Raw genomic sequence first — 25344 nt, forward strand, 5'->3', positions numbered from 1 at the left:
CTCTTTTTTTGTTAGCGATGTTTCGAAGAGGTTGTTTTGTTTAAGTCATATTGGTCATTCAGCTATACTTAATACATGAAGAAAGGTTAAATAAATGGAGAGTGGTGAAATAATGCAGGTACTATCAACGGGGAAACTGAAGACAAATATTAAAGAGCGCCTTAGAGAAACATATCCAGACGTAACGTTTCATTTTTATCAATCAATGCAAGAAGCGGAGCCTAAACTTGCTGATGCAGAAATTCTTCTTACATATGGAGAGGACCTGAACGCAGAGTTAATTCAGAAAGCTTCTCACCTTAAATGGATAATGGTCCTATCTGCTGGACTTGAAAGAATGCCATTTCAGGCTATTAAAGAAAGAGGTATTCTCGTAACAAATGCACGGGGCATCCATAGCATTCCGATGGCTGAATATACATTATCTGTTATGCTTCAAGTAGCGAGGGATACAAAACAAGTGCTAGCAAATGAATCCTCAAAGATCTGGAAGAAAAAAACGCCTATACGAGAAATTACTGGTAGCTCGATAGGGGTTGTTGGTACTGGTGCCATTGGCAGTGAGATTGCAAGAGTGGCGAAAGCATTTCGAATGAAAACGCTAGGAGTCAATCGATCTGGACATGAAGTAGACCATTTTGATGTGATATATAATAATGAAGAACTTTTATCAATGCTACCGAAATGTGACTACGTGGTAAGTGTGCTGCCTAGTACGAGTGAAACGGCAAATTATTTTACGAAAGAACAATTTGCAGCCATGAAAGAATCTGGGGTATTTATTAATATTGGCAGAGGAGATACTGTAGATGAGCAGTGTTTGATTGACGCACTAAATGAACATCAAATTGCCCATGCTGTATTGGATGTGTTTAAAGATGAACCACTTGATTCGTCACACCCATTTTGGGAGATGGAAAATGTAACGGTTACGCCGCACCATTCAGCTATCTCTGACAATTATCAACCTAGAGCGATTGAAATATTTGAGCATAACTTAATTCAATATCAAAAAGGAACGAATGACTTGAAGAATGTCATTGATCCGGATAGGGGGTATTAATAGTGAAAATTTATACGAAGACAGGCGATAAAGGAGAAACCTCTCTCGTTTATGGGCAACGGGTGTCTAAAAACGATATTCGAGTCGAGGCATACGGAACTTGTGATGAAGCCAATTCCCAGATCGGACTTGCTCTAAGTTATATTGGGGCTACGAACTTCGATGGTAAAGAAGAATGGGGGTCCATTTTTCATAAAATACAAACGTGGCTTTTCCATGTGGGAGCAGAGCTTGCTACACCTAAAGGGAAAAAAGTAGGATGGACTATTGAAGAATCGCATATTAATGAAATGGAAAACCAAATCGACAGCTGGGAGCAGCAGCTTGAACCTCTCAGGAACTTTGTATTGCCAGGTGGACACTCAGCAGGAGCTTGCTTACATGTGGCGCGTACGATTGTCCGTCGCGCGGAGCGTCTTACGACAATGGTAGAAGACGCAAATCCTCTTGTCCTTTCTTTCTTAAACCGTCTCTCTGACTTTTTATTTGTAGCAGCTCGTTTCATTAACTACCATATGGGGGAGAATGAGTCGATCCTTCATCAAGAGCACAAATAAGAAAGAGGCCTATAAGCTTGTCATTATTGACAAAACCCTCTTTCTCCATGTACACTAATTATAAACATTACAAAGTAAGAATGCTTGTTGAAAGCGAGGTGCATGACGAATGGCTGAAGAAAAACTGCATGAAGCAATTGATGCTATGAAAAATTCAGGAGTGCGTATTACCCCGCAGCGTCATGCCATTCTGGAGCATTTAATCCAGTCCATGTCACATCCTACAGCAGATGAGATCTATAAGTCTCTTGAAGGAAAATTTCCTAATATGAGTGTAGCTACAGTTTATAATAACTTGAGAGTATTTAAGGAAATTGGATTGGTGAAAGAATTAACGTACGGAGATGCTTCCAGCCGATTTGATTGTGTCACAACAGATCATTATCATATTATCTGTGATGATTGTGGTAAGATTGTAGACTTTCATTATCCGGGATTGGACGAAGTAGAAACGCTTGCGGAACAGGTAACAGGCTTCCGAGTCGGTGATCACAGAATGGAGATTTACGGAAAATGTCCAGATTGCCAGCAAAGCAAACACTAATTTAAAGAAGGCTTCCACCATTAATGGTGGAAGCCTTCTTATCTTTTACTGCGTTCTTTTTTGGGCTCTTTTCACATTGTATTTCTCATCAAATTCTTTGCCGTCCAAATTAGGGTCCATCGTTAGTGGTTGTTTGCAATGCATACAAGCATCTACACGTCCAAGAACTTTCGTTGGCTTTTCACAGTTTGGACAAACTACCTGGATTGCTCTTGTGGAGAGCATTCCGATCCAGAAGTACACAACCGCACTTGCGATCGTTGCAAGAAATCCAATCAGCATAAAGATGGTCATAAGCAAGACAGATGTCTTGAAGAATATTCCTATATACATAATCGCGATTCCAATAAACACTAGACTCAGTGCGAACGTACGAATTTTATTAATCTTATTAGTATACTTTAGTTGCATTGCAAGTCCCTCCTGCACACAATTATAGCATAACCATGAGGTGTAAGCACTTTCCTTATAAGGTGAATAACGTAATCTGCATTTCATATAGTTGGATATTTTCAAGTAGATAGTGGAAACTTCAAATTCAGGGATTGCTTATTTCATTACAGGATTTATAATATGGACTGTTGAATACTTAAGTTAACGTAGGAAAAGGGAAATTGAATATCGTAAGGAAACAAAAGTATAAGTACTTCTGGAGGATCGAATTATGGAAAACCTTTTAAGACCGATTTATCAAGAGAGAGCTAGTCATCCTGATACACTGGGTGTACTAGTTATTGAAAAGACAAAGCCATTTCACCCGCTTACTGATAATTTTGATGTTGTCCTACTAATCATCGTTCAAAATAACGAGAAACCATGGTTCGTCAAACATTATGATTTTGAAGGAAAGAAAGCTGCTATGCACGTTATAACAGAGCAGCAGGTTAACGAATGGCTAATCTCTGGTAGCCACCGTCGTCTTGTGGCATGGCTTGTTAATGGAAAGATCATTTTTGATCGGAACGAGTACATAGCGGGATTGAAAGAGAGAATTAGAGATTTTCCATATGAAGAGCGCACTCAAAAAATTGGAGTGGAGTTTGCAAGACTTATTCGAAGATATACAGATGGGAAAGAACTTTTCGCTTCTAAGCAATATATGGATGCGTATAACTTTATTCTTCATGCTTTGCACCATCTTGCTCGCTTATCTGTTATTGAGCATGGGTTCCATCCTGAAATTACTGTGTGGAATCAGGTTAAACATATTGAACCTGAAATTTTCAAGTTGTATACCGAGCTTTTATCTGGAGAAGATCCTCTTGATAAACGACTGGAGTTATTGCTATTGGCTAATGACTTTTCTTTATCTTCAAAATCAAAAAACGCAACCGTTCATATAAGGAACATCATGAATGAACGTGAAAGTTTATGGACATATCAAGAATTAATGGAAGAAGAACAGCTAAAGGAATACGGGATAGACCTTGGTGCGCTTCTAGAATATATGATTGAAAAAGGGCTTATCGAAGTTCACCGAAGCGAGACTAAAGGTTCTGGTATTTTCATTCGAGAATATAGCGCTGTATAGGTGATTTATAAAACGGAGAAAAAATATCAAGAAAAGGGTTGACCGTATTTTTTCTCCGTGGTATATTATTACTTGTCGCCGCGAGAGATTAACGCGACAACGAAAAAAACTTTTAAAAGTTGTTGACGTCGACCGAGTTAATGTGGTACATTAATAAAGTCGCTGAAAACGACGTTGAAAGAAACGAATTGATCTTTGAAAACTGAACGAAACGCCATGTAAGTAGTTGTTTCTACGGAAACAAAACATTGTTTTAAAGCTAGATTAAGCTTTCTATCGGAGAGTTTGATCCTGGCTCAGGACGAACGCTGGCGGCGTGCCTAATACATGCAAGTCGAGCGAAGAGATGGGAGCTTGCTCCCTGATCTTAGCGGCGGACGGGTGAGTAACACGTGGGCAACCTGCCCTGCAGACTGGGATAACTCCGGGAAACCGGAGCTAATACCGGGTAATACATCGCACCGCATGGTGCAATGTTGAAAGTTGGCTTTCTGAGCTAACACTGCAGGATGGGCCCGCGGCGCATTAGCTAGTTGGTAAGGTAATGGCTTACCAAGGCGACGATGCGTAGCCGACCTGAGAGGGTGATCGGCCACACTGGGACTGAGACACGGCCCAGACTCCTACGGGAGGCAGCAGTAGGGAATCTTCCGCAATGGACGAAAGTCTGACGGAGCAACGCCGCGTGAGTGACGAAGGCCTTCGGGTCGTAAAGCTCTGTTGTTAGGGAAGAACAAGTACCGTTCGAATAGGGCGGTACCTTGACGGTACCTAACCAGAAAGCCACGGCTAACTACGTGCCAGCAGCCGCGGTAATACGTAGGTGGCAAGCGTTGTCCGGAATTATTGGGCGTAAAGCGCGCGCAGGCGGTCTTTTAAGTCTGATGTGAAAGCCCACGGCTCAACCGTGGAGGGTCATTGGAAACTGGAGGACTTGAGTGCAGAAGAGGAGAGTGGAATTCCACGTGTAGCGGTGAAATGCGTAGATATGTGGAGGAACACCAGTGGCGAAGGCGGCTCTCTGGTCTGTAACTGACGCTGAGGCGCGAAAGCGTGGGGAGCAAACAGGATTAGATACCCTGGTAGTCCACGCCGTAAACGATGAGTGCTAGGTGTTGGGGGGTTCCACCCTCAGTGCTGAAGTTAACACATTAAGCACTCCGCCTGGGGAGTACGACCGCAAGGTTGAAACTCAAAGGAATTGACGGGGGCCCGCACAAGCAGTGGAGCATGTGGTTTAATTCGAAGCAACGCGAAGAACCTTACCAGGTCTTGACATCCTCTGACAATCCTGGAGACAGGACGTTCCCCTTCGGGGGACAGAGTGACAGGTGGTGCATGGTTGTCGTCAGCTCGTGTCGTGAGATGTTGGGTTAAGTCCCGCAACGAGCGCAACCCTTGATCTTAGTTGCCAGCATTTAGTTGGGCACTCTAAGGTGACTGCCGGTGACAAACCGGAGGAAGGTGGGGATGACGTCAAATCATCATGCCCCTTATGACCTGGGCTACACACGTGCTACAATGGACGGTACAAAGGGCAGCAACACCGCGAGGTGAAGCGAATCCCATAAAGCCGTTCTCAGTTCGGATTGCAGGCTGCAACTCGCCTGCATGAAGCCGGAATTGCTAGTAATCGCGGATCAGCATGCCGCGGTGAATACGTTCCCGGGCCTTGTACACACCGCCCGTCACACCACGAGAGTTTGTAACACCCGAAGTCGGTGGGGTAACCTTTATGGAGCCAGCCGCCGAAGGTGGGACAAATGATTGGGGTGAAGTCGTAACAAGGTAGCCGTATCGGAAGGTGCGGCTGGATCACCTCCTTTCTATGGAGAATTACGAAGGTAACTTACGTTACCAACCTTACATGAGCGTTTCGTTTAGTTTTGAAAGAATGATTTATTCTTTCAAACCAGGTGAAGTGATGAAGCTTAGGCGGATTCAAACAGTAGCCTTGTTCCTTGAAAACTAGATAGCACAAACAACGACATCCAATAATTATTTTTTATGCAATAACTTAGTAATAACTGATGCGTTATGGCAGCAATGCCTAACAAATCGAAGGTTAAGCTACTAAGGGCGCACGGTGGATGCCTTGGCACTAGAAGCCTAAGAAGGACGGGACGAACACCGATATGCTTCGGGGAGCTGTAAGTACGCTTTGATCCGGAGATTTCCGAATGGGGGAACCCACCATCTTTAATAGGATGGTATCCATTTCTGAATACATAGGGAATGGAAGGCAGACCCGGGGAACTGAAACATCTCATTACCCGGAGGAAGAGAAAGCAAACGCGATTTCCTGAGTAGCGGCGAGCGAAACGGAATCAGCCCAAACCAGAGGGCTTGCCCTCTGGGGTTGTAGGACGTCTCTTTGGAGTTACAAAGGCACGGATAGACGAAGCGACCTGGAAAGGTCCATCAGAGAAGGTAACAATCCTGTAGTCAAAATCCGATGCCCTCCGAGACGGATCCTGAGTACGGCGGGACACGTGAAACCCCGTCGGAATCCGGGAGGACCATCTCCCAAGGCTAAATACTCTCTAGTGACCGATAGTGAACCAGTACCGTGAGGGAAAGGTGAAAAGCACCCCGGAAGGGGAGTGAAAAAGAACCTGAAACCGTGTGCCTACAACTAGTTGGAGCCCGTTAATGGGTGACAGCGTGCCTTTTGTAGAATGAACCGGCGAGTTACGATCCCGTGCAAGGTTAAGCTGAGAAGGCGGAGCCGCAGCGAAAGCGAGTCTGAATAGGGCGAAATAGTACGTGGTCGTAGACCCGAAACCAGGTGATCTACCCATGTCCAGGGTGAAGTTCAGGTAACACTGAATGGAGGCCCGAACCCACGCATGTTGAAAAATGCGGGGATGAGGTGTGGGTAGCGGTGAAATGCCAATCGAACCTGGAGATAGCTGGTTCTCTCCGAAATAGCTTTAGGGCTAGCCTCGCGGCAAGAATCTTGGAGGTAGAGCACTGATTGGACTAGGGGTCCTTACCGGATTACCGAATCCAGTCAAACTCCGAATGCCAACGATTTATCCGCGGGAGTCAGACTGCGAGTGATAAGATCCGTAGTCGAGAGGGAAACAGCCCAGACCACCAGCTAAGGTCCCAAAGTATACGTTAAGTGGAAAAGGATGTGGCGTTGCTTAGACAACCAGGATGTTGGCTTAGAAGCAGCCATCATTTAAAGAGTGCGTAATAGCTCACTGGTCGAGTGACGCTGCGCCGAAAATGTACCGGGGCTAAACGTATCACCGAAGCTGTGGATTGTCTTACGACAATGGTAGGAGAGCGTTCTAAGGGCTGTGAAGTCAGACCGAAAGGACTGGTGGAGCGCTTAGAAGTGAGAATGCCGGTATGAGTAGCGAAAGACAAGTGAGAATCTTGTCCGTCGAAAGCCCAAGGTTTCCTGAGGAAGGCTCGTCCGCTCAGGGTTAGTCGGGACCTAAGCCGAGGCCGAAAGGCGTAGGCGATGGATAACAGGTTGATATTCCTGTACCACCTCCTTTCCGTTTGAACGACGGGGGGACGCAGAAAGATAGGGAGAGCGCGCTGCTGGAAATGCGCGTCCAAGCGATTAGGCTGGTGAATAGGCAAATCCGTTCACCGCGCAAGCTGAGTCGTGATGGCGAGGGAAATTTAGTACCGAAGTCCTTGATTCTACGCTGCCAAGAAAAGCCTCTAGTGAGGAAAAAGGTGCCCGTACCGCAAACCGACACAGGTAGGCGAGGAGAGAATCCTAAGACGATCGGGAGAACTCTCGTTAAGGAACTCGGCAAAATGACCCCGTAACTTCGGGAGAAGGGGTGCTTCCTCGGGTTTATAGCCCAGGGGAGCCGCAGTGAAAAGATCCAAGCGACTGTTTAGCAAAAACACAGGTCTCTGCAAAGCCGTAAGGCGAAGTATAGGGGCTGACACCTGCCCGGTGCTGGAAGGTTAAGAGGAGGGGTTATCCCTTACGGGAGAAGCTCTGAATCGAAGCCCCAGTAAACGGCGGCCGTAACTATAACGGTCCTAAGGTAGCGAAATTCCTTGTCGGGTAAGTTCCGACCCGCACGAAAGGTGCAACGACTTGGATACTGTCTCAACGAGAGACCCGGTGAAATTATAGTACCTGTGAAGATGCAGGTTACCCGCGACAGGACGGAAAGACCCCATGGAGCTTTACTGTAGCCTGATATTGGATTTTGGTACAGCTTGTACAGGATAGGTAGGAGCCATAGAAGTCGGACCGCCAGGTTCGATGGAGGCGTCGGTGGGATACTACCCTGGCTGTACTGACATTCTAACCCAGCACCGTGATCCGGTGCGGAGACAGTGTCAGGTGGGCAGTTTGACTGGGGCGGTCGCCTCCTAAAGTGTAACGGAGGCGCCCAAAGGTTCCCTCAGAATGGTTGGAAATCATTCGCAGAGTGTAAAGGCACAAGGGAGCTTGACTGCGAGACCTACAAGTCGAGCAGGGACGAAAGTCGGGCTTAGTGATCCGGTGGTTCCGCATGGAAGGGCCATCGCTCAACGGATAAAAGCTACCCTGGGGATAACAGGCTTATCTCCCCCAAGAGTCCACATCGACGGGGAGGTTTGGCACCTCGATGTCGGCTCATCGCATCCTGGGGCTGAAGTAGGTCCCAAGGGTTGGGCTGTTCGCCCATTAAAGCGGTACGCGAGCTGGGTTCAGAACGTCGTGAGACAGTTCGGTCCCTATCCGTCGCGGGCGCAGGAAATTTGAGAGGAGCTGTCCTTAGTACGAGAGGACCGGGATGGACACACCGCTGGTGTACCAGTTGTTCCGCCAGGAGCATAGCTGGGTAGCTACGTGTGGAAGGGATAAGTGCTGAAAGCATCTAAGCATGAAGCCCCCCTCGAGATGAGATTTCCCACAGCATGAAGCTGGTAAGATCCCTTAGAGATGATGAGGTAGATAGGTTCGGGGTGGAAGCGTGGCAACACGTGGAGCTGACGAATACTAATCGATCGAGGGCTTAACCTAAAAACGAAAAGCGAAGTAAGCCGTTTAAATCCGACAAGCGTTGGAGGCTTTTGAGTCAGACGCGCTTTATGCGTCAGAATTAAAAGGTGAAACGATCGAGGATTTGGCTTACGTAGCTGGACATATTGGAAAGTTGTGCGTGCTATCTAGTTTTCAGGGAATAAAATTTTCCTTGAAAAACATGATGGAATATAGTATGATATATTTTGTCGCTGGTAAATCACGAAAGTGAAATCCAGTCCTTAGTCTGGTAATGATGGCGAAGAGGTCACACCCGTTCCCATGCCGAACACGGAAGTTAAGCTCTTCAGCGCCGATGGTAGTTGGGGGATCTCCCCCTGCAAGAGTAGGACGTTGCCAGGCTGATATTATTCCACAGTAGCTCAGTGGTAGAGCTATCGGCTGTTAACCGATCGGTCGTAGGTTCGAATCCTACCTGTGGAGCCATGGAGAGCTGTCCGAGTGGCCGAAGGAGCACGATTGGAAATCGTGTAGACGGTCAAAGCCGTCTCGAGGGTTCGAATCCCTCGCTCTCCGCCACTAGCATACATAATAGCAGCAAGGGCCCGTTGGTCAAGCGGTTAAGACACCGCCCTTTCACGGCGGTAACACGGGTTCGAATCCCGTACGGGTCACCATTATATATCATTTCTACTTTGTGGAGGATTAGCTCAGCTGGGAGAGCATCTGCCTTACAAGCAGAGGGTCGGCGGTTCGAGCCCGTCATCCTCCACCATTATCTAAGGTCCCGTGGTGTAGCGGTTAACATGCCTGCCTGTCACGCAGGAGATCGCGAGTTCGATTCTCGTCGGGACCGCCATTTATATTTTAACATTATCGTGGGGTGGAGCAACAAGCGATACTTCCTTGAAACAGCAACGAGTTGTTTCTACGGATACGCTTCGAAGCATAACCTTGTAGAGAAAGAAACAGTGCACAGCGTAATGAGCAGGTGCAGCATAATTACATTCACATTATCGCGGGGTGGAGCAGTTCGGTAGCTCGTTGGGCTCATAACCCAAAGGTCGCAGGTTCAAATCCTGCCCCCGCAACCAATTATATTTTAAACATGGCTCTGTAGCTCAGTCGGTAGAGCAGTGGACTGAAAATCCACGTGTCGGCGGTTCGATTCCGTCCGGAGCCACCATGTTGCCGGTCTAGCTCAATTGGTAGAGCAACTGACTTGTAATCAGTAGGTTGGGGGTTCAAGTCCTCTGGCCGGCACCATTTTCTCGAAATGAGATCAAATTCCATTGCACTTTCATAAAATGTGTATTACAATGGTAATTGTCAATTTGGAGGGGTAGCGAAGTGGCTAAACGCGGCGGACTGTAAATCCGCTCCCTCAGGGTTCGGCGGTTCGAATCCGTCCCCCTCCACCATCTTGATAGGGGTATAGTTTAAAGGTAGAACAGAGGTCTCCAAAACCTCCGGTGTGGGTTCGAGTCCTACTACCCCTGCCAATTTTAAATCTTTATGGCGGTTGTGGCGAAGTGGTTAACGCACCGGATTGTGATTCCGGCATTCGTGGGTTCAATTCCCATCAGCCGCCCCATTTTTGGGCTATAGCCAAGCGGTAAGGCAACGGATTTTGATTCCGTCATGCGCTGGTTCGAATCCAGCTAGCCCAGCCATTTTTTGTTGCGGAAGTAGTTCAGTGGTAGAACATCACCTTGCCAAGGTGGGGGTCGCGGGTTCGAATCCCGTCTTCCGCTCCATTTTAAAAAGGCGGCATAGCCAAGTGGTAAGGCACGGGTCTGCAAAACCCTTACGCCCCGGTTCAAATCCGGGTGCCGCCTCCAATCTTAATATTTTTTCTTAAAAGTCCTGCCGGAGTGGCGGAATTGGCAGACGCACAGGACTTAAAATCCTGCGGAGGGTGTACCTCCGTGCCGGTTCGAGCCCGGCCTCCGGCACCACTTATTTTTCTGCCTGAATTGAATATGGTATTTTGCCGGTGTGGCGGAATTGGCAGACGCGCACGACTCAAAATCGTGTTCCGAGAGGAGTGTCGGTTCGAACCCGACCACCGGTACCATTACATACGTTATTACAAGACTTCAACGTTCTCGTTGAAGTCTTTTTTGTATTCTTTTTAATTCCTTCTCTTATTTGATATCACTAGTTTTCAATGACTCACTGAGCAAATTCCTGCTCATTTAAAAGTAGAGGTGATAAAATACAAGTATAAGATAGATAAAACAATTTACTGAAAGAGTGATTCGATGAGAATTGAAGTATGGTCCGATTTCGTTTGTCCATTTTGTTATATAGGAAAAAGACGTCTTGAAAGTGCGCTTCAGGCTTTTCCACAGCGTGATCAAGTAGAAGTTGTCTTTAAAAGCTTTGAACTTGATCCTAATGCGAAAGAATCGGATGGGGAAAGCATGGCTGAGCTTCTAGCAGGGAAATACAATGTCAGTCTAGAACAAGCTCAGGGTATGTGTGAGAATATGAGGCAGCAAGCTGCTGGAGAAAACCTAACGTATGATTTCGATAAAATGATTCCAACGAATTCATTTGATGCTCATCGTCTTGTTCACTATGCGACAGAGCATGGTAAAAGTAATGAAATGTCAGAACGTCTCTTTTATGCCTTCTTTACCGAATCGAAAAATATTGGTGATCATGAAACGCTTGCATCACTTGGTGAAGAACTTGGGCTAGACGCTGCGGATATAAAACGTATGCTAGGGACTGAAGAATTTACGAAAGAAGTTCGCAACGATGAAGCTATGGGAAGTCAGCTTGGCATTCAGGGCGTACCGTTCTTTGTATTTGACGGTAAATATGCCGTGTCAGGTGCTCAGCCTGTTGAAATGTTTGAACAGGCCGTTGAGAAGGCCTGGGGAGAAGGAAATAAGCTTGAAGTAGTTGGTGGCAATGCAGAAGCGTGTTCTGCTGACTCTTGTGATCTTCCTAAATAAAACGTAAGAAAGCTCTCTTATTGTAAAGAGAGCTTTTTCTTATGCGTCTGTATTTTCTTGTTTAATCGTTTTGTAAGCTGAATCAAGGTTGCGAATGCGACGAACTATTTCTGAGTTTTTGTTAAGGTTGTCATAGATCATTGATGAAACAACTGATCGATAATAGCTATTCATTGCTTCTAATTTTGAAAATACATCACGATTCTTTTGTATGTATTGGCGAAAATTTTCTTCGAAAAATGGTGTTGAGAATGGTTCCATATGATTTCTCCTTTCTGTCTGTCATTCTGATTATAGGGTGATCGTCATCAGGACGTCAAACGGATTATGAAGAGTAAAATTCTATTAGCTCTGTCGTGATGAGAGACGTTTGTAAAGAAAATATGAAAAATGTGTTGTTTCTTTCATATGTTCTGTGGTATTCTATCTACATCAGCGAGGATTGTAGAAATTCCTCGAATTTTCACCATTTACCCAACGCAGTGTTTCGTTAAAATTAACGAAGCGTTGCGTTTTTTTATGTTTGCTTTCTTTAACTTGAAACCCCGCTTAAGAAGTCTCCTCCGTGAATTTGATTAAACATTTCTGCTGAGGCAGTTACAAGCTTTTCACCTTCTGAAACAGGGAGCGAAGGTTGAAGATAGAAAAGTTGAATGGCATGCTTGGTTTCTTCCGTTATAGCTGTTCGCTTAGAATCAACGATAGGACTTCCGAACGCTCCTTTGTGATCAAGTGAGAGGATTTTGTTGTTGAAGCTTACCTCACGTCCATTTAAGCCCTCATATGCAGTCGTCTCACTACCAATGTCGATTGTAATATCTCCTTCAACTTGATCAAGATCATAGATACCAATTGGAATTTTGTATTGAAGCGACAGAAGATTGTTGATGTCTGCAGCAGAGTGAACGAGAGGTAGCGAAGACCCTTTCTTTAACCGGCGTAATAGGGCTTCTGAGGACGGTCGATATTTGGCGGGATCCGTCCCGAACTTTTTGAAAATGGAACGCCACTCTGAGATAGCAGGAAAAGTGAGCAGGTCTGTCTGCTCAAGATCCATCATCAATGTTTCCTGATAGAACTGAAAGCGACCGCGCACCATTTGCGGCGACTTTTCAACAACGATATTATGGTAAATAGCATAACCAATTTTAAAATCAGGATATGTCTTTTTAATAGATGGAGCGAGAATTATACTTGTCATCACACTTTTCTCCTAACATATAATTTTTCGTTCATTTTATCATATACCTAAATTTGAAGCTTATAAGGAGGCTTGCCTCATTTATGAATAAACTTAGAAAACAATTAGAGCGTATTGATGGAAAAGGATATAAAGCATATAAAGACATTAGTGGGCACTATGATTTTGCGGATTACACCCTTTACATCGATTATGTCCAGGGAGACCCTTTTGCTAGTCCTTCTCGGATAAGAATCATCATCCCACGTAAGAAAACGATCGTAGAGCCTGAGTGGTTCGATTCGGCTGTAAGAAGAGTTCGAACAGAAGATATGATTGCTAGAAAAGTAGGAGAGGCCATTAGAAGGACTGAGAGGCATGCGAAAGGCACTGGGAAAAGTGGATTGGTCTCAATCGATATACCTGGTCAAAAGGTTATTGAGAGGGCAGCAGTGAGCGTGACAGAGGAATCTATTACGATTTGTCTATCAATAGGATTACCTGCACAAGGCAGAAAAGTTCTTGGCAGACAGGCTATAAACTTGCTTCTGCATCAGCTGCCAGACATTGTGAAGAATTCTGTTTTTGCATTAAACAAACGAATAATCTTAGAGGCATTGCATTTAGCAGACCAACAAGAGGCCATTCGTGAACAACTTACCCAAAACGGATATGTCGGATTTGTAGCGAATGGATCTATATTACCCCGCGAGAGCGGGATAAGCGATCGTCCTATGAAAAATGAGGCAGTGCAATTCCAATCACCTAAAAGCATGGAAGTGTCTTTAACAATCCCACACCGTACTGAGCCATTACAAGGAATGGCTGTTAAGGAAGGTATTACATTAATTGTTGGCGGTGGTTATCATGGAAAGAGTACCCTCTTGCATGCAATGGAGCATGGCGTATATGATCATATTTTAGGGGATGGTAGAGAGTATGTTATTACAAACCACCAGGCAATGAAAATTCGCTCTGAAGATGGTCGAAAGGTAACTGGAGTAGACATCTCGCCATTTATAAACAATCTCCCATATGGAAAAGATACGCGGTCTTTCACATCTGAGAATGCCAGTGGAAGTACGTCCCAGGCAGCCAATATCATTGAGGCGATCGAAGCGGGTTCAGATACGTTATTAATTGATGAAGATACAAGCGCGACTAATTTTATGATTCGAGACTATCGAATGCAGCAGTTAGTTGCGAAAGAGAAAGAACCCATTACACCATTCATTGATCGTGTGAAGCAACTACGTACAGAACATCATATATCAACCGTACTTGTTATGGGCGGATCTGGAGACTACTTTGATGTAGCTGATCAGGTGATTTTAATGGAGAACTACCTTCCATACGACGTAACGGATCAAGCTCGATCAATCGTACAAGAATCGGCACGCAGACAAGAAGGTGGAGAAAAAATCGGAGAGGCAAGAAAGAGAGTACCTGAGCAGAATAGCTTAAACAGCCAAAAGGGAAAGAAATCGAAAGTGACTGCCCGCGGAGTGCATCATATTCAATTTGGTCATACAGATATTTCACTACTTCAAGTAGAACAGCTTGTAGATCCAAGTCAAACGCGTTTTGCCGCTGACGTCCTTCATTTTCTGGAAAGAAATCATAAGCTAGGAGATAAGTCGATTCCAGAACTTCTTGATTTCATTGATCAGAAAATAAACACAGAGGGACTTGGTTCTTTTTCACTATATAAGAATCAGCATCCAGGAGATATTGCTCGAATTAGGAGAACAGAAATGGCGGCCGTTTTAAATCGAATTCGAACGCTAAAAATTAAATAATACACTCCCAAATAGGAAGGGGGAAACTAATGACAAACGCACAATTAAAAGCTGATATTGTGGCATACAGTAAAACGATTGGGATTGATAAGATAGGCTTCGCGGCAGCAGATCCTTTTAAAACCCTTAAGCAACGCTTAAAGCGTCAGCAGGAGCTAGGTTATCAGTCAGGCTTCGAGGAATCTGATATAGAAAAGAGAACAGAACCTGAGCTATTGCTAAGCGGTGCAACAACGATTATATCAATTGCCATTGCGTATCCTTCGAGAATGAAAGATAGCCCTAGGAGTAAGAAGGGCGAACGAAGAGGACTTTTCTGTCGTGCTTCATGGGGAGTTGATTATCATCACCTCCTTAGAGAGAAACTCTTCCTTTTAGATGCATATATTAAATCAAAGGTTCCAGAGGCTAGAACGAGCTCGATGGTCGATACTGGCGAACTTTCTGATCGAGCTGTAGCTGAAAGAGCCGGCATTGGTTTTAGCGGTAAAAACACAATGACCATAACAGAAGAATTTGGTTCTTGGGTTTACCTTGGTGAAATGATCACCGATCTAAATATAGAACCTGATGAGCCTGTTGAGGAAGGGTGTGGTGACTGTAATATTTGTGTAGACGCGTGTCCGACTGGTGCCTTAATTGAAGGGGGGCAGCTAAACGCGAATAAATGCATCGCTTTTCTTACGCAAACGAAAGGTTTTTTACCTGATGAATACCGTACTAAATTAGGAAACCGATTATATGGGTGTGACACCTGCCAGCTCGTTTGCCCCAAAAACAAAGGAAAAGATTTTCATCATCATCCTGAACTCGAACCAGATCCAGAAATGGTAAAACCAAAACTCATACCACTTCTAACAATGTCCAATCGTGAATTTAAGTCTCAGTTTGGTCAAGCGGCTGGTTCGTGGAGAGGAAAGAAGCCTATTCAACGAAATGCTATTCTTGCTCTTGCTCATTATAAAGATGAAACAGCTATTGATACACTGGTTGAAGTGATGGAAAAAGATCCTCGTCCGGTGATCCGCGGCACTTCGGCCTGGGCGCTTGGGAAAATAGGTGGCGAGAAGGCCTTTAATGCCCTTATAAAGGAGCAATTGAGAGAAAATGACAAGGATGTGGCAGATGAGATCGCTAAAGGCTTGTCTATGCTTGAAAATAAGACTTAATGCTGATGGTCAAACGATTGAATGCGTTGTAAGATAGTGAAAAATGTATAATAAAGAAGGGATAGAATGGATAAACAAGTGATTCATTATGGGGAGTTTCTATCGCCTATAGGTGCAATAACATTGTTTGCTAGTCCTAATGGAGTTAGTAGGCTCGATTTTGGTTGCCCTGAGGATGTGCTGCCTGCTGCTGAAACATGGTATAAAAAACATCATGTCAAAGCGGACCTTGTTTTCAATTCTGATATAATCGAACCCATCGTCATGCAACTGGAAGAATACTTCAGTGGAAAAAGAAGGTTCTTTGATCTAAAGCTTGATAAGATAGGAACGATTTTTCAACAGAAAGTATGGAACAACCTTTCGGAAATTCCATATGGTGAAACCCGGTCTTATCGAGATGTAGCTGTTGGTATTTCGGCACCAAAGGCTGTTAGAGCCATAGGCTCAGCTAACAATCGAAATCCACTTCCAATCATTGTACCGTGTCACAGAGTAATAGGAAGCAATGGTGCTTTAGTTGGATATGGTGGCGGTGTAGATAAAAAAGAATATTTATTATCACTTGAACAGCAGCATTCGATGCATGCCGTTCTACCGTAACAATATATAGTGCCAGTTCGCTATCTTGATAGCGAACTGGCTTTTTTGATTTGTTAGACTTAGGCATAAAGTTATAAAAAGAACTTCGTTTCTTGTAAAATAGCAAATGCATTCAAAAAAAGAGATACTAAAATATCTAGGGCGAAGAATGAGAGCAATTTGATACAGCTTTTAGTTTCAAGCCCTCATATGAGGAGTGAACATTATGAACAGCTTTTTATCCAAAAGTTTGATCTACGTAGCGGGATTATTTACATTAGCCTTTGGTGTTGTCCTATTAATTAATGCCGATGTTGGAATTGCCCCATGGGATGCTCTCTACGTTGCGCTTTCTGACCAACTAGGGTTTACTGTTGGAACATGGGTGTTTATTGTTGGTGGTATTTTAATTTTTATCAATAGTCTTATTATGATGAGGAAACCAAACCTAGCTGGTTTTATTCCAATTATTCTTCTAGGATTGTTTGTTGACCTCTTGAATTTACAAATTCTCACTTTCATTGATGTTGATGGAATCGTTACCAGGTGGATCTTATTTCTGGTTGGATTAGTTATCATGGGTCTTGGAATTGCAGTATACTTATTTGCATCTCTTGCATCTATTCCAAACGATGAACTCATGCTTGCCCTAACAGAAAGAACGGGTTGGAGTATTGGTATTACTAAGACATTAACAGAAGCACTTGCGTTTGTTCTGGCATTCTTGTTAGGCGGGCCAATTGGTGCTGGTACCTTTGTAGAAGTGCTTCTGCTTGGTATTCTTGTTGGTTGGTTTGATAAATTACTCAAGAAAATAACACACCCTTCAGCAGAGCCAGCTGTAAACCATTCCTGATTCCAAGTCATGTGTTTGATTCCCCTGTCATAAAGTGCGATGAGGGGGGACGCATATGGTGTGGGGAGACCAGTTGAAATCTTTCTGGAAAGAACAAGCAACTTGCTTACTAAATGGAACGGATCACTCAAGAATAGGAACCAGGCCTTCAGAGGAAGAAGAAGCAGTCAACCGTTATCGTAAACAGAGCCAAAATAGAGGAGCATCTGTTATTCGTATAAAAAATAAAGGGATCCTCCTGGGAAAAAAGACAGTCTCGACGAGCCAACTTTATGAATATCTTCTTCATCAGCAGTTTCTTATTAAACAGGGAGAGAAACTATATCAGGAAGAACGACTTGAAAAGAGATTGGCAAAAATGGTGGAGGGTGAACTTATTCTTGATCGATCAGCTGAGATAGAGGGAGGAACACTTCAAGTAGCAGAAGGTAAAGACAGCGGTGATGCTCGTCTGAAAGGTTCCTATTATGATCGGTTATCAGCCCTGAAATATGCTGAGAGATGGTGGGATGATGCGAATCCGTCTTATCAGTCGTTTGATGTAGATTGTACAAATTATATTTCTCAGTGTCTTCATGCAGGAAAAGCCCCTATGCGTGGTTACCCAGATCGCACTAAGGGATGGTGGATGAAAGGAAATAACTGGAGCTATTCATGGACTGTAGCTCATGCGCTTAGGTGGCATTTAAGTAGCTCGAAGAGTGGTCTTCGAGCTCGTGAAGTAGCGAATCCTGATGATCTCATTCCTGGAGATATTATTTGTTATGACTTTGATGGAGATGGCCACTGGCAACATACTACTTTCGTCGTAGATAATGATGAGAAGGGGTATCCTCTTGTCAATGCTCATACAACAAATAGCAGGATGCGCTATTGGGCCTATGAAGATTCTACGGCATGGACGCCTGAAATTAAGTATAAGTTTTTTCATATTGAGGATTAGAGAATGATATCTCCCAATCTAAAACATGCTATAATAGTATTGTTTTGAAGTGGAGGTGAATGAATATGTCTTTAAATATTGTACTGTTTCAGCCTGAAATACCAGCGAATACAGGGAATATAGCTAGAACATGTGCAGCAACAAATACAAGTCTACATCTAATTCGCCCACTAGGGTTTTCGACAGACGATAAAATGTTGAAACGTGCGGGCTTGGATTACTGGCAATATGCTGATGTACATTATTATGATTCTCTAGAGGAGTTCTTTGAAAAGAACCAGGGTGGAGAATATTATTATATTACGAAATACGGTACCAATACACATACTGACTTTGATTACTCAGATGTGAATGAGAATACGTATTTTGTTTTTGGAAGAGAAACGAATGGTTTACCAGACGAGTTGATTGAAAATAACAAAGAGCGTTGTCTTCGTCTCCCGATGACAGATCATGTTCGTGCTCTCAACCTTTCAAATACTGCTGCTATTATGGTATATGAAGCACTAAGACAGCAAAGTTATCCAGGAATGAAATAAAAAAGAACGACTTTCAGCAAAGAGCTGAAAGTCGTTCTTTTTTTGATAGAAGTTTAAGCGCGTTTCAGAGTTCAAAAACTTTGTTTCTGAATGCTCGCCTTCGCTTTTCGTGTCTAGCTGCAGCGCCCAGCCTCTCGATCGCTTCACCCTTTAAACTGAACACAAAGACCGTGTTCTTTTTAAAGGGCTCCAGCGCTTGTCGAGGCTAAACGGGCGCTTTCGCTTTTCGTGTCTAGCTACGACTCGCAGAAACTGCGATATTTCACTCTTTCACCAGAACACAAAAGGCGTGTTCTGGTGAAAGAGTTCCAATATCTCCGTTTCTAAACGCTCGTCTTCGCTTTTCATGTCTAGCTGCAGTGGGCAGACACTCGGTCACTTCACCTTTTCAACTGAACACAAAAAACGTGTTCAAATGAAAAGGCTCCAGTGCCTGCCGTGTCTAACCGCCCACTTTCGCTTTTCGTGTTACCTACTACCTTTTTTGGTTTTGCTTGGTCGGTCGTTGTAGCCAGCTGTAAAGATGGCTGCTAGGAAAGCTAGGATTACTACTAAAATACCCAGGAAACTCATGGTCTCATCCTCCTCAGGTAAAATTGTGTCCAAATCTAACTCTCATTATAAACCATGTGCGGGAAGGTGTGAATGTTTTGAGGGGAATTCTTGTAGTGAGGAGTTGTTTGAATTGGAAAAAAACGTCGTTATTCGATAGGATAGAGAGAGAAACCTAAAGGAGGATTTATTTTATGTATGTTGTGATGAATGAATTGAAGGTCCCTGATGAAGCAAAAGACATGATGAAGCAGCGTTTTGGGAAAAGTGCTGATAGTATGAAGAACGTTGATGGTTGCTTAGAGTTTCTATTTCTTGAACAGTCGGCTGAAAACGGAAAGCTTATTGTATTTACGAAATGGGAAAGTGAAGAGGCTTATCAGAATTGGGTGCACTCCGATTCATTTAAGAACGCTCATAAAGAAAAGCGCGAATCCAAAGAGAAATCTCCAGCCACAGGAAATGAACTAAGCGAATTTACAGTAGTTTATCATACGTAAGGATGAGAGCCGGGCAACCGGTTCTTTTATTTTGTGCTTTTTCCATAACTGAGTAGAAACCCCCTAAATACTCGATTGAATCATTGGAAAGAAAGCCGAATGTTATTGGACATCCCCGCATAACATGTATTAAATCCGATGAACCAAACTTGGAGGGGGCTCTTAATGGATATCTTACGTAAAATCCAGCAGCATCGAGAAGAAGAGAGGCGGCTGAAGTGGGAAGGAACCTTCAGCGAGTATTTAGACATTATCCGGGAACGACCTGAAGTAGCGCAGTCAGCTCATTCACGTGTTTATAATATGATAAGAGATGCAGGGATTGATGAGGTTGATGGGAAAAGAAGTTATTCTTTCTTCTCTGAAGAGCTTTATGGACTTGAGGAAGCAATCGAACGTCTGGTAGAGGAATACTTTCACCCTGCTGCCAAAAGGTTAGATGTCAGAAAACGTATTCTCTTGTTGATGGGTCCAGTAAGTGGAGGTAAATCAACTCTTGTTACGGTGCTGAAAAGAGGATTGGAGAAATATTCTCATGAAGATTCTGGTGCTGTTTATGCAATTAAAGGTTGTCCTATGCATGAAGATCCACTGCACCTTATACCACATCATTTGAGAGATGAATTCCACGATGAATACGGGATCCGAATTGAAGGAAGTCTCTCCCCACTAAACGTAATGCGCCTTGAGCAAGAATATGGTGGTCGTATTGAAGATGTGATGGTAGAGCGTATCTTCTTTAACGAGGATAAGCGGACAGGTATTGGTACATTTAGTCCTTCAGATCCCAAGTCTCAAGATATTGCAGATTTAACAGGAAGTATTGATTTCTCAACGATAGCGGAATTTGGATCAGAGTCTGATCCGAGAGCTTATCGATTCGATGGAGAATTAAATAAAGCCAATCGTGGAATGATGGAATTTCAGGAGATGCTGAAATGTGATGAGAAATTTTTGTGGCACTTGCTTTCACTGACTCAAGAAGGAAACTTTAAGGCTGGGCGCTTTGCGCTAATTTCTGCTGATGAACTTGTTGTAGCGCATACGAACGAAGCAGAGTATCGCTCTTTTATATCAAATAAAAAGAATGAGGCTTTACACTCTCGTATTATCGTTATGCCGGTTCCATATAATTTAAAGGTGAGTCAGGAAGAGCGTATTTATGAGAAGATGATTCGTGAAAGTGATGTAGCCGATGTGCACATTGCCCCACATGCTCTTAGAGTAGCTGCTATTTTCTCTATCTTGACGAGGTTAAAAGATACGAATCGTCAGGGAGTGGACCTTGTTAAGAAAATGCGACTCTACGATGGAGAAATTGTAGAAGGCTTTAATCAGGTAGATGTGGATGAACTTCATAAAGAGCATTCGGATGAGGGAATGAGCGGGATTGATCCGCGTTATGTTATTAACCGAATTTCCTCTACGATTATTAGAAAAGAAGTACCGTCAATTAATGCCCTGGATGTTCTTCGTTCATTGAAAGATGGACTTGATCAACATGCTTCTATCTCAAAAGAAGATAAAGAGCGGTATATGAATTTCATCTCCATTGCGCGCAAAGAGTATGATGAAATTGCAAAGAAAGAAGTACAAAAAGCTTTTGTTTACTCTTATGAAGAGAGTGCAAAGACGCTAATGGATAATTATCTTGATAATGTTGAAGCGTATTGTAATAAAAATAAGCTCCGCGACCCTCTTACTGGAGAGGAAATGAGTCCGGATGATAAGCTTATGCGTTCAATTGAAGAACAGATTGGCATTTCAGAAAATGCGAAGAAAGCATTTAGAGAAGAAATTCTTATTCGTATCTCTGCTTATGCTAGAAAGGGTAAGAAGTTCGATTATAATTCCCATGAACGTTTAAGAGAAGCGATTCAGAAAAAATTGTTTGCTGATTTAAAAGATGTAGTCAAAATAACGACATCTTCCAAAACACCAAATGAAAATCAGCTCAAGAAAATCAATGAGGTTATCGCACGTCTCATCGATGAACATGGATATAATTCAATTTCAGCCAATGAACTCCTACGTTATGTAGGTAGTCTCCTAAATCGATAATTAGAAGAAGCATGCCTCTTTAGGTATGCTTCTTTTTATGCTGCTAAAAGGAGCGTTATTTATGAAATGGGTGAATATACTTAAAATAAGAAATTTTCTTGGTTCGTGGAATGGAAAGCTACTATAACGATGGAAGTGAATGGTGAGAATATGCAATGTAATCGCTGTCATATACGTGTGCGCTTGTGCCAGCTTATTATGAGTGATAGATTAGACGTAAAGACGTATTGAAAAGAGGTTTGAGATGAAGAAGGAACGCAATCCGCTTTGGGAGTGGATCAAGGCTTTTTCAATAGCTGTAGTCCTGGCGATTGTTATTCGTGAATTTCTCATAACGAACTATGTCGTTCATGGTGAATCAATGATGCCAACGATCCAAGATGGGAATCGTTTAATTATTAATAAAATTGGTTATGAAGTCTCAGAGCCTGATCGATTTGATCTTGTTGTATTTCATGCGAATGAAGAAGAAGACTATATTAAGAGAGTTATTGGTCTTCCAGGAGATACGATCGAATATAAAAATGATGTTTTATATGTGAATGGTGAGAAAATAAAAGAACCTTATCTTGAGCGTTATAAGAAAGATATTTTTAACGGGAACCTCACTGAGAATTTCCATCTTGAAGATAAAACTGGAAAATCAGAGGTGCCCGAGGGATATTTATTTCTCATGGGGGATAACCGAAGACATAGCTATGATAGCAGGCATATTGGTTTCGTACCAATGAATCAAGTAGTAGGGGAAGTAAATCTACGCTACTGGCCACTTGAGAAAATTGATTTCACTTTCCAAAAATAAACTAAATATGGTTATTAAGGAAGAGAATCGGGGTACTATTACTATTGAGGTGATTCAAGATGGCGGATCATAAAGAAAAACCTGAGAACAGTTCAATGGCGATGAATGAAAAAGAAATGGCCGAACTCGGTAAAGAGATGGAAGAGCTAGACACAAATGATGAGATTAAGAAAAAGGGTAAACGTCCAGATCCGATTCAACACAAAAAGGAAAATGAAACAGAGTAACTCCCAATAAGGGAGTTTTTTTTTTGAATATAAACTGAGAAGGATAAAACATAAGTATAAATGGATGAAAGTCGTCCAATTCGAGTAGTTAGAGCAATAAAAGCTGTATTTGTCAGAATTAATTGTCAATTATCGCTTGTATTTGCATAGGATAAAGTATACTATTCAACGCAGCCGAAGGAAGTCCACATTAGGGTTAAGTTTCTGAACTAACATCATGAGCGATCATCGATCATTGAATAAATTTTCGCTAGAAATTTAATTTTTTTAGGAGGGAAATAAGGCATGAAAGACAAGGACTCCAACAATTTCGTCGTCTCTCAGGAGAATTGGTCCCTCCACCGAAAAGGCTATCAGGATCAACAACGCCATGCCGAAAAAGTTCAAGATGCTATCCAAAACAATCTCCCGGATCTCATCAGTGAAGAGAACATTATTTTATCTAACGGTCGAGATGTCATTAAAATACCAATACGTTCACTTGATGAGTATAAAATTCGTTATAACTATGATAAGTCTAAGCATGTTGGGCAAGGTGAAGGCGATAGCCAGGTGGGAGACGTTGTGGCAAGAGATGGTTCAGGGGAAAAACAGCCTGGGGCCGGTAAAGGTGAAGGGGCTGGAGATCAGCCAGGAGAAGATTATTATGAAGCAGAAGTTTCTCTGGTAGAACTGCAGGATATTTTATTTAAAGAACTGGAACTGCCGAATTTACGTGAAAAAGAAACAGCCGACGTAGTGAAAAAGAAAGTAGAATTTAATGATATTCGAAAAACTGGACTTATGGGTAATATTGATAAGAAAAGAACAATTCTATCAGCGTATAAGAGAAATGCAATTAGTGGAACACCATCAATTGCACCGATTTATCAAGATGATCTACGCTTCAAAACATGGAATGAAGAAATTAAGCGCGAATCTAAAGCCGTCGTTTTAGCCATGATGGATACAAGTGGTTCGATGGGAAAATGGGAGAAATATATGGCAAGAAGCTTTTTCTTCTGGATGTCACGTTTCCTACGATCGAAATATGAAACAGTGGAGATTGAGTTTATTGCTCATCATACAGAAGCAAAAGTCGTCACTGAAGACGATTTTTTTTCAAAAGGAGAAAGCGGAGGAACAATTTGCTCATCAGCATATCGCAAAGCGCTTGAACTCATTGATGAGAAGTATTCTCCAGCACGTTACAACATTTACCCATTCCATTTCTCAGATGGCGATAACCTGACGTCAGACAATACAAGATGTGTGAAACTGGTCAATCAAATTATGAAGGTCTCGAACATGTTTGGATATGGAGAAGTTAATGCTTATAATCGCCATTCCACCCTGATGAGTGCCTACAAAAATATACATGATCCTAAATTTAGGCATTATATTCTGAAAGAAAAGAAAGACGTCTATCACGCAATGAAAAGTTTCTTCCGAAAAGAAGAAATTCATTCATAAGCTTCCCAAAATGGGGAGCTTTTTTCTTTCAGTTAGGCTATGCGATTAAACGCTGTTATTTTCACTCAGAAGATCCACAAATTGAGAAGTCATAATAAGTTAACATTGCTTTTAGATCAGATAGGAAGGTACATACTAATAACAAGTAAAGCGTTGGAGGAATCATTATGAAATTCATTAGGTTTCTTTTTCTTTCCCTTCTTATCTTATTATTGATGCCTTATGATGTGACAGCTCAATCAAATGTGGTTGAAGTTCACTTTATTGATGTGGGACAGGCTGATAGCATTTTAATCACGTATGGAGAAAAAGCTGTGCTAGTCGACGCAGGAGATAATGGTGATGGAGAAGCGGTTTCAAATTATATAAAGAAGCTAGGCATTAGCCAATTAGATTATATTGTGGCGACGCATCCCCATCACGATCATATTGGTGGGATGGATGATGTGATAGAAAATTTCGATGTAAAAAATGTGATGATGCCCGATGTTTCTTATCCAACAGTTCATTATAAGTCCCTCATAAAGGTATTGAAGAAAAAAGACATTACCTTAGAAAAGGCACGAAAAGGTATGAAAATAAAACTAGGACATCAGGTGAATATACAGGTCATTTCACCTTCCAAAGAAGCAGAGTACGAGGATTTTAATGATTATAGTGCCGTATTACGGCTGAGTCATAAAGAGAATAGCTTCCTGTTGATGGGTGACGCTGGGATAGAAGTAGAGAAGCAAATGCTAGAAAACGTTAAAAGGAAACAGCTTAAATCTGATGTTCTAAAAATGGGGCACCATGGTGCTAGTTCGGCTACATCAGAGACATTTCTTAAAGCTGTCACCCCAGAGACTGCTGTTATTTCAGTAGGTAAAAATAATCGTTATGATTTTCCAGATAAAAATGTGATTCAGAGATTAAATGAACATCATATTTCTGTTTTAAGAACAGATGAAATAGGGACGATTATTGCTACAAGTGATGGTGAGAACATTGTATTTCATACTGATAACAACCTAATTTCACATAAAAAGGATAAATAATAACTGGCGAAGGAGCTTACACTACATGTT

Annotated in this window: 21 protein-coding genes, 16 tRNA genes and 3 rRNA genes; 37 read left to right on the forward strand and 3 right to left on the reverse strand. The window is 42.7% G+C overall.

The window, feature by feature from the left end; all coding sequences use genetic code 11:
• The first annotated feature begins 112 nt into the window (after window positions 1–112).
• The 3 genes from AC0VYO_RS02575 (at window position 113) to perR (ending at window position 2164) form a co-directional block, all read left to right on the forward strand.
• Window positions 113–1063, forward strand: a complete 951-nt coding sequence (locus AC0VYO_RS02575) for a D-2-hydroxyacid dehydrogenase (RefSeq protein ID WP_475368366.1) — start codon at window positions 113–115, stop codon at window positions 1061–1063.
• A 2-nt stretch (window positions 1064–1065) separates the two neighbouring features.
• On the forward strand, window positions 1066–1620 hold the full coding sequence (locus AC0VYO_RS02580) for a cob(I)yrinic acid a,c-diamide adenosyltransferase (protein ID WP_283153066.1): 555 nt from the start codon (window positions 1066–1068) through the stop codon (window positions 1618–1620).
• A gap of 109 nt (window positions 1621–1729) precedes the next feature.
• Complete coding sequence (gene perR / locus AC0VYO_RS02585) at window positions 1730–2164, forward strand: peroxide-responsive transcriptional repressor PerR (protein ID WP_194220070.1); 435 nt, start codon at window positions 1730–1732, stop codon at window positions 2162–2164.
• 45 nt (window positions 2165–2209) lie between these two features.
• Here perR and AC0VYO_RS02590 read toward each other — a convergent pair whose 3' ends face one another.
• A complete protein-coding gene (locus tag AC0VYO_RS02590) occupies window positions 2210–2575 on the reverse strand; it encodes a YgzB family protein (protein ID WP_224598799.1) in 366 nt (121 codons plus the stop codon).
• A gap of 253 nt (window positions 2576–2828) precedes the next feature.
• On the opposite strand from AC0VYO_RS02590, the gene AC0VYO_RS02595 reads away from it, so the two are divergent.
• The 22 genes from AC0VYO_RS02595 (at window position 2829) to AC0VYO_RS02700 (ending at window position 11615) form a co-directional block, all read left to right on the forward strand.
• The gene (locus tag AC0VYO_RS02595; protein WP_194220068.1) at window positions 2829–3695 is read left to right on the forward strand and encodes a nucleotidyltransferase-like protein; all 867 of its coding nucleotides are present in this window, start codon (window positions 2829–2831) and stop codon (window positions 3693–3695) included.
• A 273-nt stretch (window positions 3696–3968) separates the two neighbouring features.
• A 16S ribosomal RNA gene (locus AC0VYO_RS02600) occupies window positions 3969–5521 on the forward strand.
• Window positions 5522–5523: 2 nt separating this feature from the next.
• Complete coding sequence (locus AC0VYO_RS02605) at window positions 5524–5667, forward strand: hypothetical protein (protein ID WP_475368367.1); 144 nt, start codon at window positions 5524–5526, stop codon at window positions 5665–5667.
• 91 nt (window positions 5668–5758) lie between these two features.
• Window positions 5759–8688 (forward strand): 23S ribosomal RNA (locus AC0VYO_RS02610).
• 246 nt (window positions 8689–8934) lie between these two features.
• Window positions 8935–9051: ribosomal RNA gene (gene rrf / locus AC0VYO_RS02615) — 5S ribosomal RNA — on the forward strand.
• Together the 16S, 23S and 5S rRNA genes with 16 tRNA genes alongside form the textbook arrangement of a ribosomal RNA operon.
• A gap of 9 nt (window positions 9052–9060) precedes the next feature.
• Window positions 9061–9135, forward strand: a tRNA-Asn gene (locus AC0VYO_RS02620).
• Between the two features lies 1 nt (window position 9136).
• Window positions 9137–9228 (forward strand) — tRNA-Ser (locus AC0VYO_RS02625).
• Window positions 9229–9251: 23 nt separating this feature from the next.
• Window positions 9252–9326 (forward strand) — tRNA-Glu (locus AC0VYO_RS02630).
• Window positions 9327–9348: 22 nt separating this feature from the next.
• Window positions 9349–9424: transfer RNA gene (locus tag AC0VYO_RS02635), tRNA-Val, on the forward strand.
• 8 nt (window positions 9425–9432) lie between these two features.
• Window positions 9433–9508, forward strand: a tRNA-Asp gene (locus AC0VYO_RS02640).
• 158 nt (window positions 9509–9666) lie between these two features.
• Window positions 9667–9743, forward strand: a tRNA-Met gene (locus tag AC0VYO_RS02645).
• Between the two features lie 16 nt (window positions 9744–9759).
• Window positions 9760–9835, forward strand: a tRNA-Phe gene (locus tag AC0VYO_RS02650).
• Between the two features lie 4 nt (window positions 9836–9839).
• Window positions 9840–9915 (forward strand) — tRNA-Thr (locus tag AC0VYO_RS02655).
• Window positions 9916–9985: 70 nt separating this feature from the next.
• Window positions 9986–10070: transfer RNA gene (locus AC0VYO_RS02660), tRNA-Tyr, on the forward strand.
• Window positions 10071–10077: 7 nt separating this feature from the next.
• A tRNA-Trp gene (locus AC0VYO_RS02665) sits at window positions 10078–10151 on the forward strand.
• A gap of 16 nt (window positions 10152–10167) precedes the next feature.
• Window positions 10168–10243, forward strand: a tRNA-His gene (locus AC0VYO_RS02670).
• Between the two features lie 4 nt (window positions 10244–10247).
• Window positions 10248–10322 (forward strand) — tRNA-Gln (locus tag AC0VYO_RS02675).
• Between the two features lie 9 nt (window positions 10323–10331).
• Window positions 10332–10406: transfer RNA gene (locus AC0VYO_RS02680), tRNA-Gly, on the forward strand.
• A gap of 9 nt (window positions 10407–10415) precedes the next feature.
• Window positions 10416–10490, forward strand: a tRNA-Cys gene (locus AC0VYO_RS02685).
• A gap of 27 nt (window positions 10491–10517) precedes the next feature.
• A tRNA-Leu gene (locus tag AC0VYO_RS02690) sits at window positions 10518–10607 on the forward strand.
• A gap of 34 nt (window positions 10608–10641) precedes the next feature.
• Window positions 10642–10726: transfer RNA gene (locus tag AC0VYO_RS02695), tRNA-Leu, on the forward strand.
• 187 nt (window positions 10727–10913) lie between these two features.
• Window positions 10914–11615: a DsbA family oxidoreductase gene (locus AC0VYO_RS02700; RefSeq protein ID WP_475368368.1), complete on the forward strand. Its 702-nt coding sequence runs from the start codon at window positions 10914–10916 to the stop codon at window positions 11613–11615.
• A gap of 39 nt (window positions 11616–11654) precedes the next feature.
• Here AC0VYO_RS02700 and yvfG read toward each other — a convergent pair whose 3' ends face one another.
• Together yvfG and AC0VYO_RS02710 are read right to left on the reverse strand one after the other, a co-directional pair.
• Complete coding sequence (gene yvfG, locus AC0VYO_RS02705; protein ID WP_098446367.1) at window positions 11655–11876, reverse strand: protein YvfG; 222 nt, start codon at window positions 11874–11876, stop codon at window positions 11655–11657.
• A gap of 271 nt (window positions 11877–12147) precedes the next feature.
• Window positions 12148–12816: a B3/B4 domain-containing protein gene (locus AC0VYO_RS02710; protein WP_475366491.1), complete on the reverse strand. Its 669-nt coding sequence runs from the start codon at window positions 12814–12816 to the stop codon at window positions 12148–12150.
• A gap of 83 nt (window positions 12817–12899) precedes the next feature.
• On the opposite strand from AC0VYO_RS02710, the gene AC0VYO_RS02715 reads away from it, so the two are divergent.
• The 12 genes from AC0VYO_RS02715 (at window position 12900) to AC0VYO_RS02770 (ending at window position 25314) form a co-directional block, all read left to right on the forward strand.
• A complete protein-coding gene (locus AC0VYO_RS02715; protein ID WP_430243139.1) occupies window positions 12900–14594 on the forward strand; it encodes an ABC-ATPase domain-containing protein in 1695 nt (564 codons plus the stop codon).
• A gap of 29 nt (window positions 14595–14623) precedes the next feature.
• The gene (gene queG, locus AC0VYO_RS02720) at window positions 14624–15763 is read left to right on the forward strand and encodes a tRNA epoxyqueuosine(34) reductase QueG (protein WP_475368369.1); all 1140 of its coding nucleotides are present in this window, start codon (window positions 14624–14626) and stop codon (window positions 15761–15763) included.
• A gap of 66 nt (window positions 15764–15829) precedes the next feature.
• Window positions 15830–16366 carry a methylated-DNA--[protein]-cysteine S-methyltransferase gene (locus AC0VYO_RS02725; protein ID WP_430243141.1) on the forward strand — a complete coding sequence of 179 codons (537 nt, stop codon included), beginning with the start codon at window positions 15830–15832 and terminating at the stop codon, window positions 16364–16366.
• 205 nt (window positions 16367–16571) lie between these two features.
• Window positions 16572–17201 (forward strand): YczE/YyaS/YitT family protein, encoded by a 630-nt coding sequence (locus AC0VYO_RS02730; RefSeq protein ID WP_430243143.1) that lies wholly within the window; start codon window positions 16572–16574, stop codon window positions 17199–17201.
• A gap of 55 nt (window positions 17202–17256) precedes the next feature.
• The gene (locus tag AC0VYO_RS02735) at window positions 17257–18144 is read left to right on the forward strand and encodes an amidase domain-containing protein (RefSeq protein ID WP_430243145.1); all 888 of its coding nucleotides are present in this window, start codon (window positions 17257–17259) and stop codon (window positions 18142–18144) included.
• Between the two features lie 65 nt (window positions 18145–18209).
• A complete protein-coding gene (gene trmL / locus AC0VYO_RS02740) occupies window positions 18210–18683 on the forward strand; it encodes a tRNA (uridine(34)/cytosine(34)/5-carboxymethylaminomethyluridine(34)-2'-O)-methyltransferase TrmL (protein WP_194220053.1) in 474 nt (157 codons plus the stop codon).
• Window positions 18684–19429: 746 nt separating this feature from the next.
• Window positions 19430–19735 carry an antibiotic biosynthesis monooxygenase family protein gene (locus tag AC0VYO_RS02745; protein WP_194220052.1) on the forward strand — a complete coding sequence of 102 codons (306 nt, stop codon included), beginning with the start codon at window positions 19430–19432 and terminating at the stop codon, window positions 19733–19735.
• Between the two features lie 165 nt (window positions 19736–19900).
• Window positions 19901–21796, forward strand: coding sequence for a PrkA family serine protein kinase (locus AC0VYO_RS02750; protein ID WP_226616162.1), 1896 nt, complete (start codon window positions 19901–19903; stop codon window positions 21794–21796).
• A gap of 244 nt (window positions 21797–22040) precedes the next feature.
• Window positions 22041–22598, forward strand: coding sequence for a signal peptidase I (gene lepB / locus AC0VYO_RS02755; protein WP_194220050.1), 558 nt, complete (start codon window positions 22041–22043; stop codon window positions 22596–22598).
• Window positions 22599–22657: 59 nt separating this feature from the next.
• Complete coding sequence (locus AC0VYO_RS02760) at window positions 22658–22825, forward strand: hypothetical protein (RefSeq protein WP_194220049.1); 168 nt, start codon at window positions 22658–22660, stop codon at window positions 22823–22825.
• A gap of 285 nt (window positions 22826–23110) precedes the next feature.
• Window positions 23111–24277, forward strand: coding sequence for a sporulation protein YhbH (yhbH, locus tag AC0VYO_RS02765; protein WP_194220048.1), 1167 nt, complete (start codon window positions 23111–23113; stop codon window positions 24275–24277).
• A 167-nt stretch (window positions 24278–24444) separates the two neighbouring features.
• The gene (locus AC0VYO_RS02770; RefSeq protein ID WP_475366496.1) at window positions 24445–25314 is read left to right on the forward strand and encodes a ComEC/Rec2 family competence protein; all 870 of its coding nucleotides are present in this window, start codon (window positions 24445–24447) and stop codon (window positions 25312–25314) included.
• The last annotated feature ends 30 nt before the right edge of the window (window positions 25315–25344 follow it).

The organism is Anaerobacillus sp. 63XJN7_4_ISO-PGPR-S23-413 (assembly GCF_056173725.1).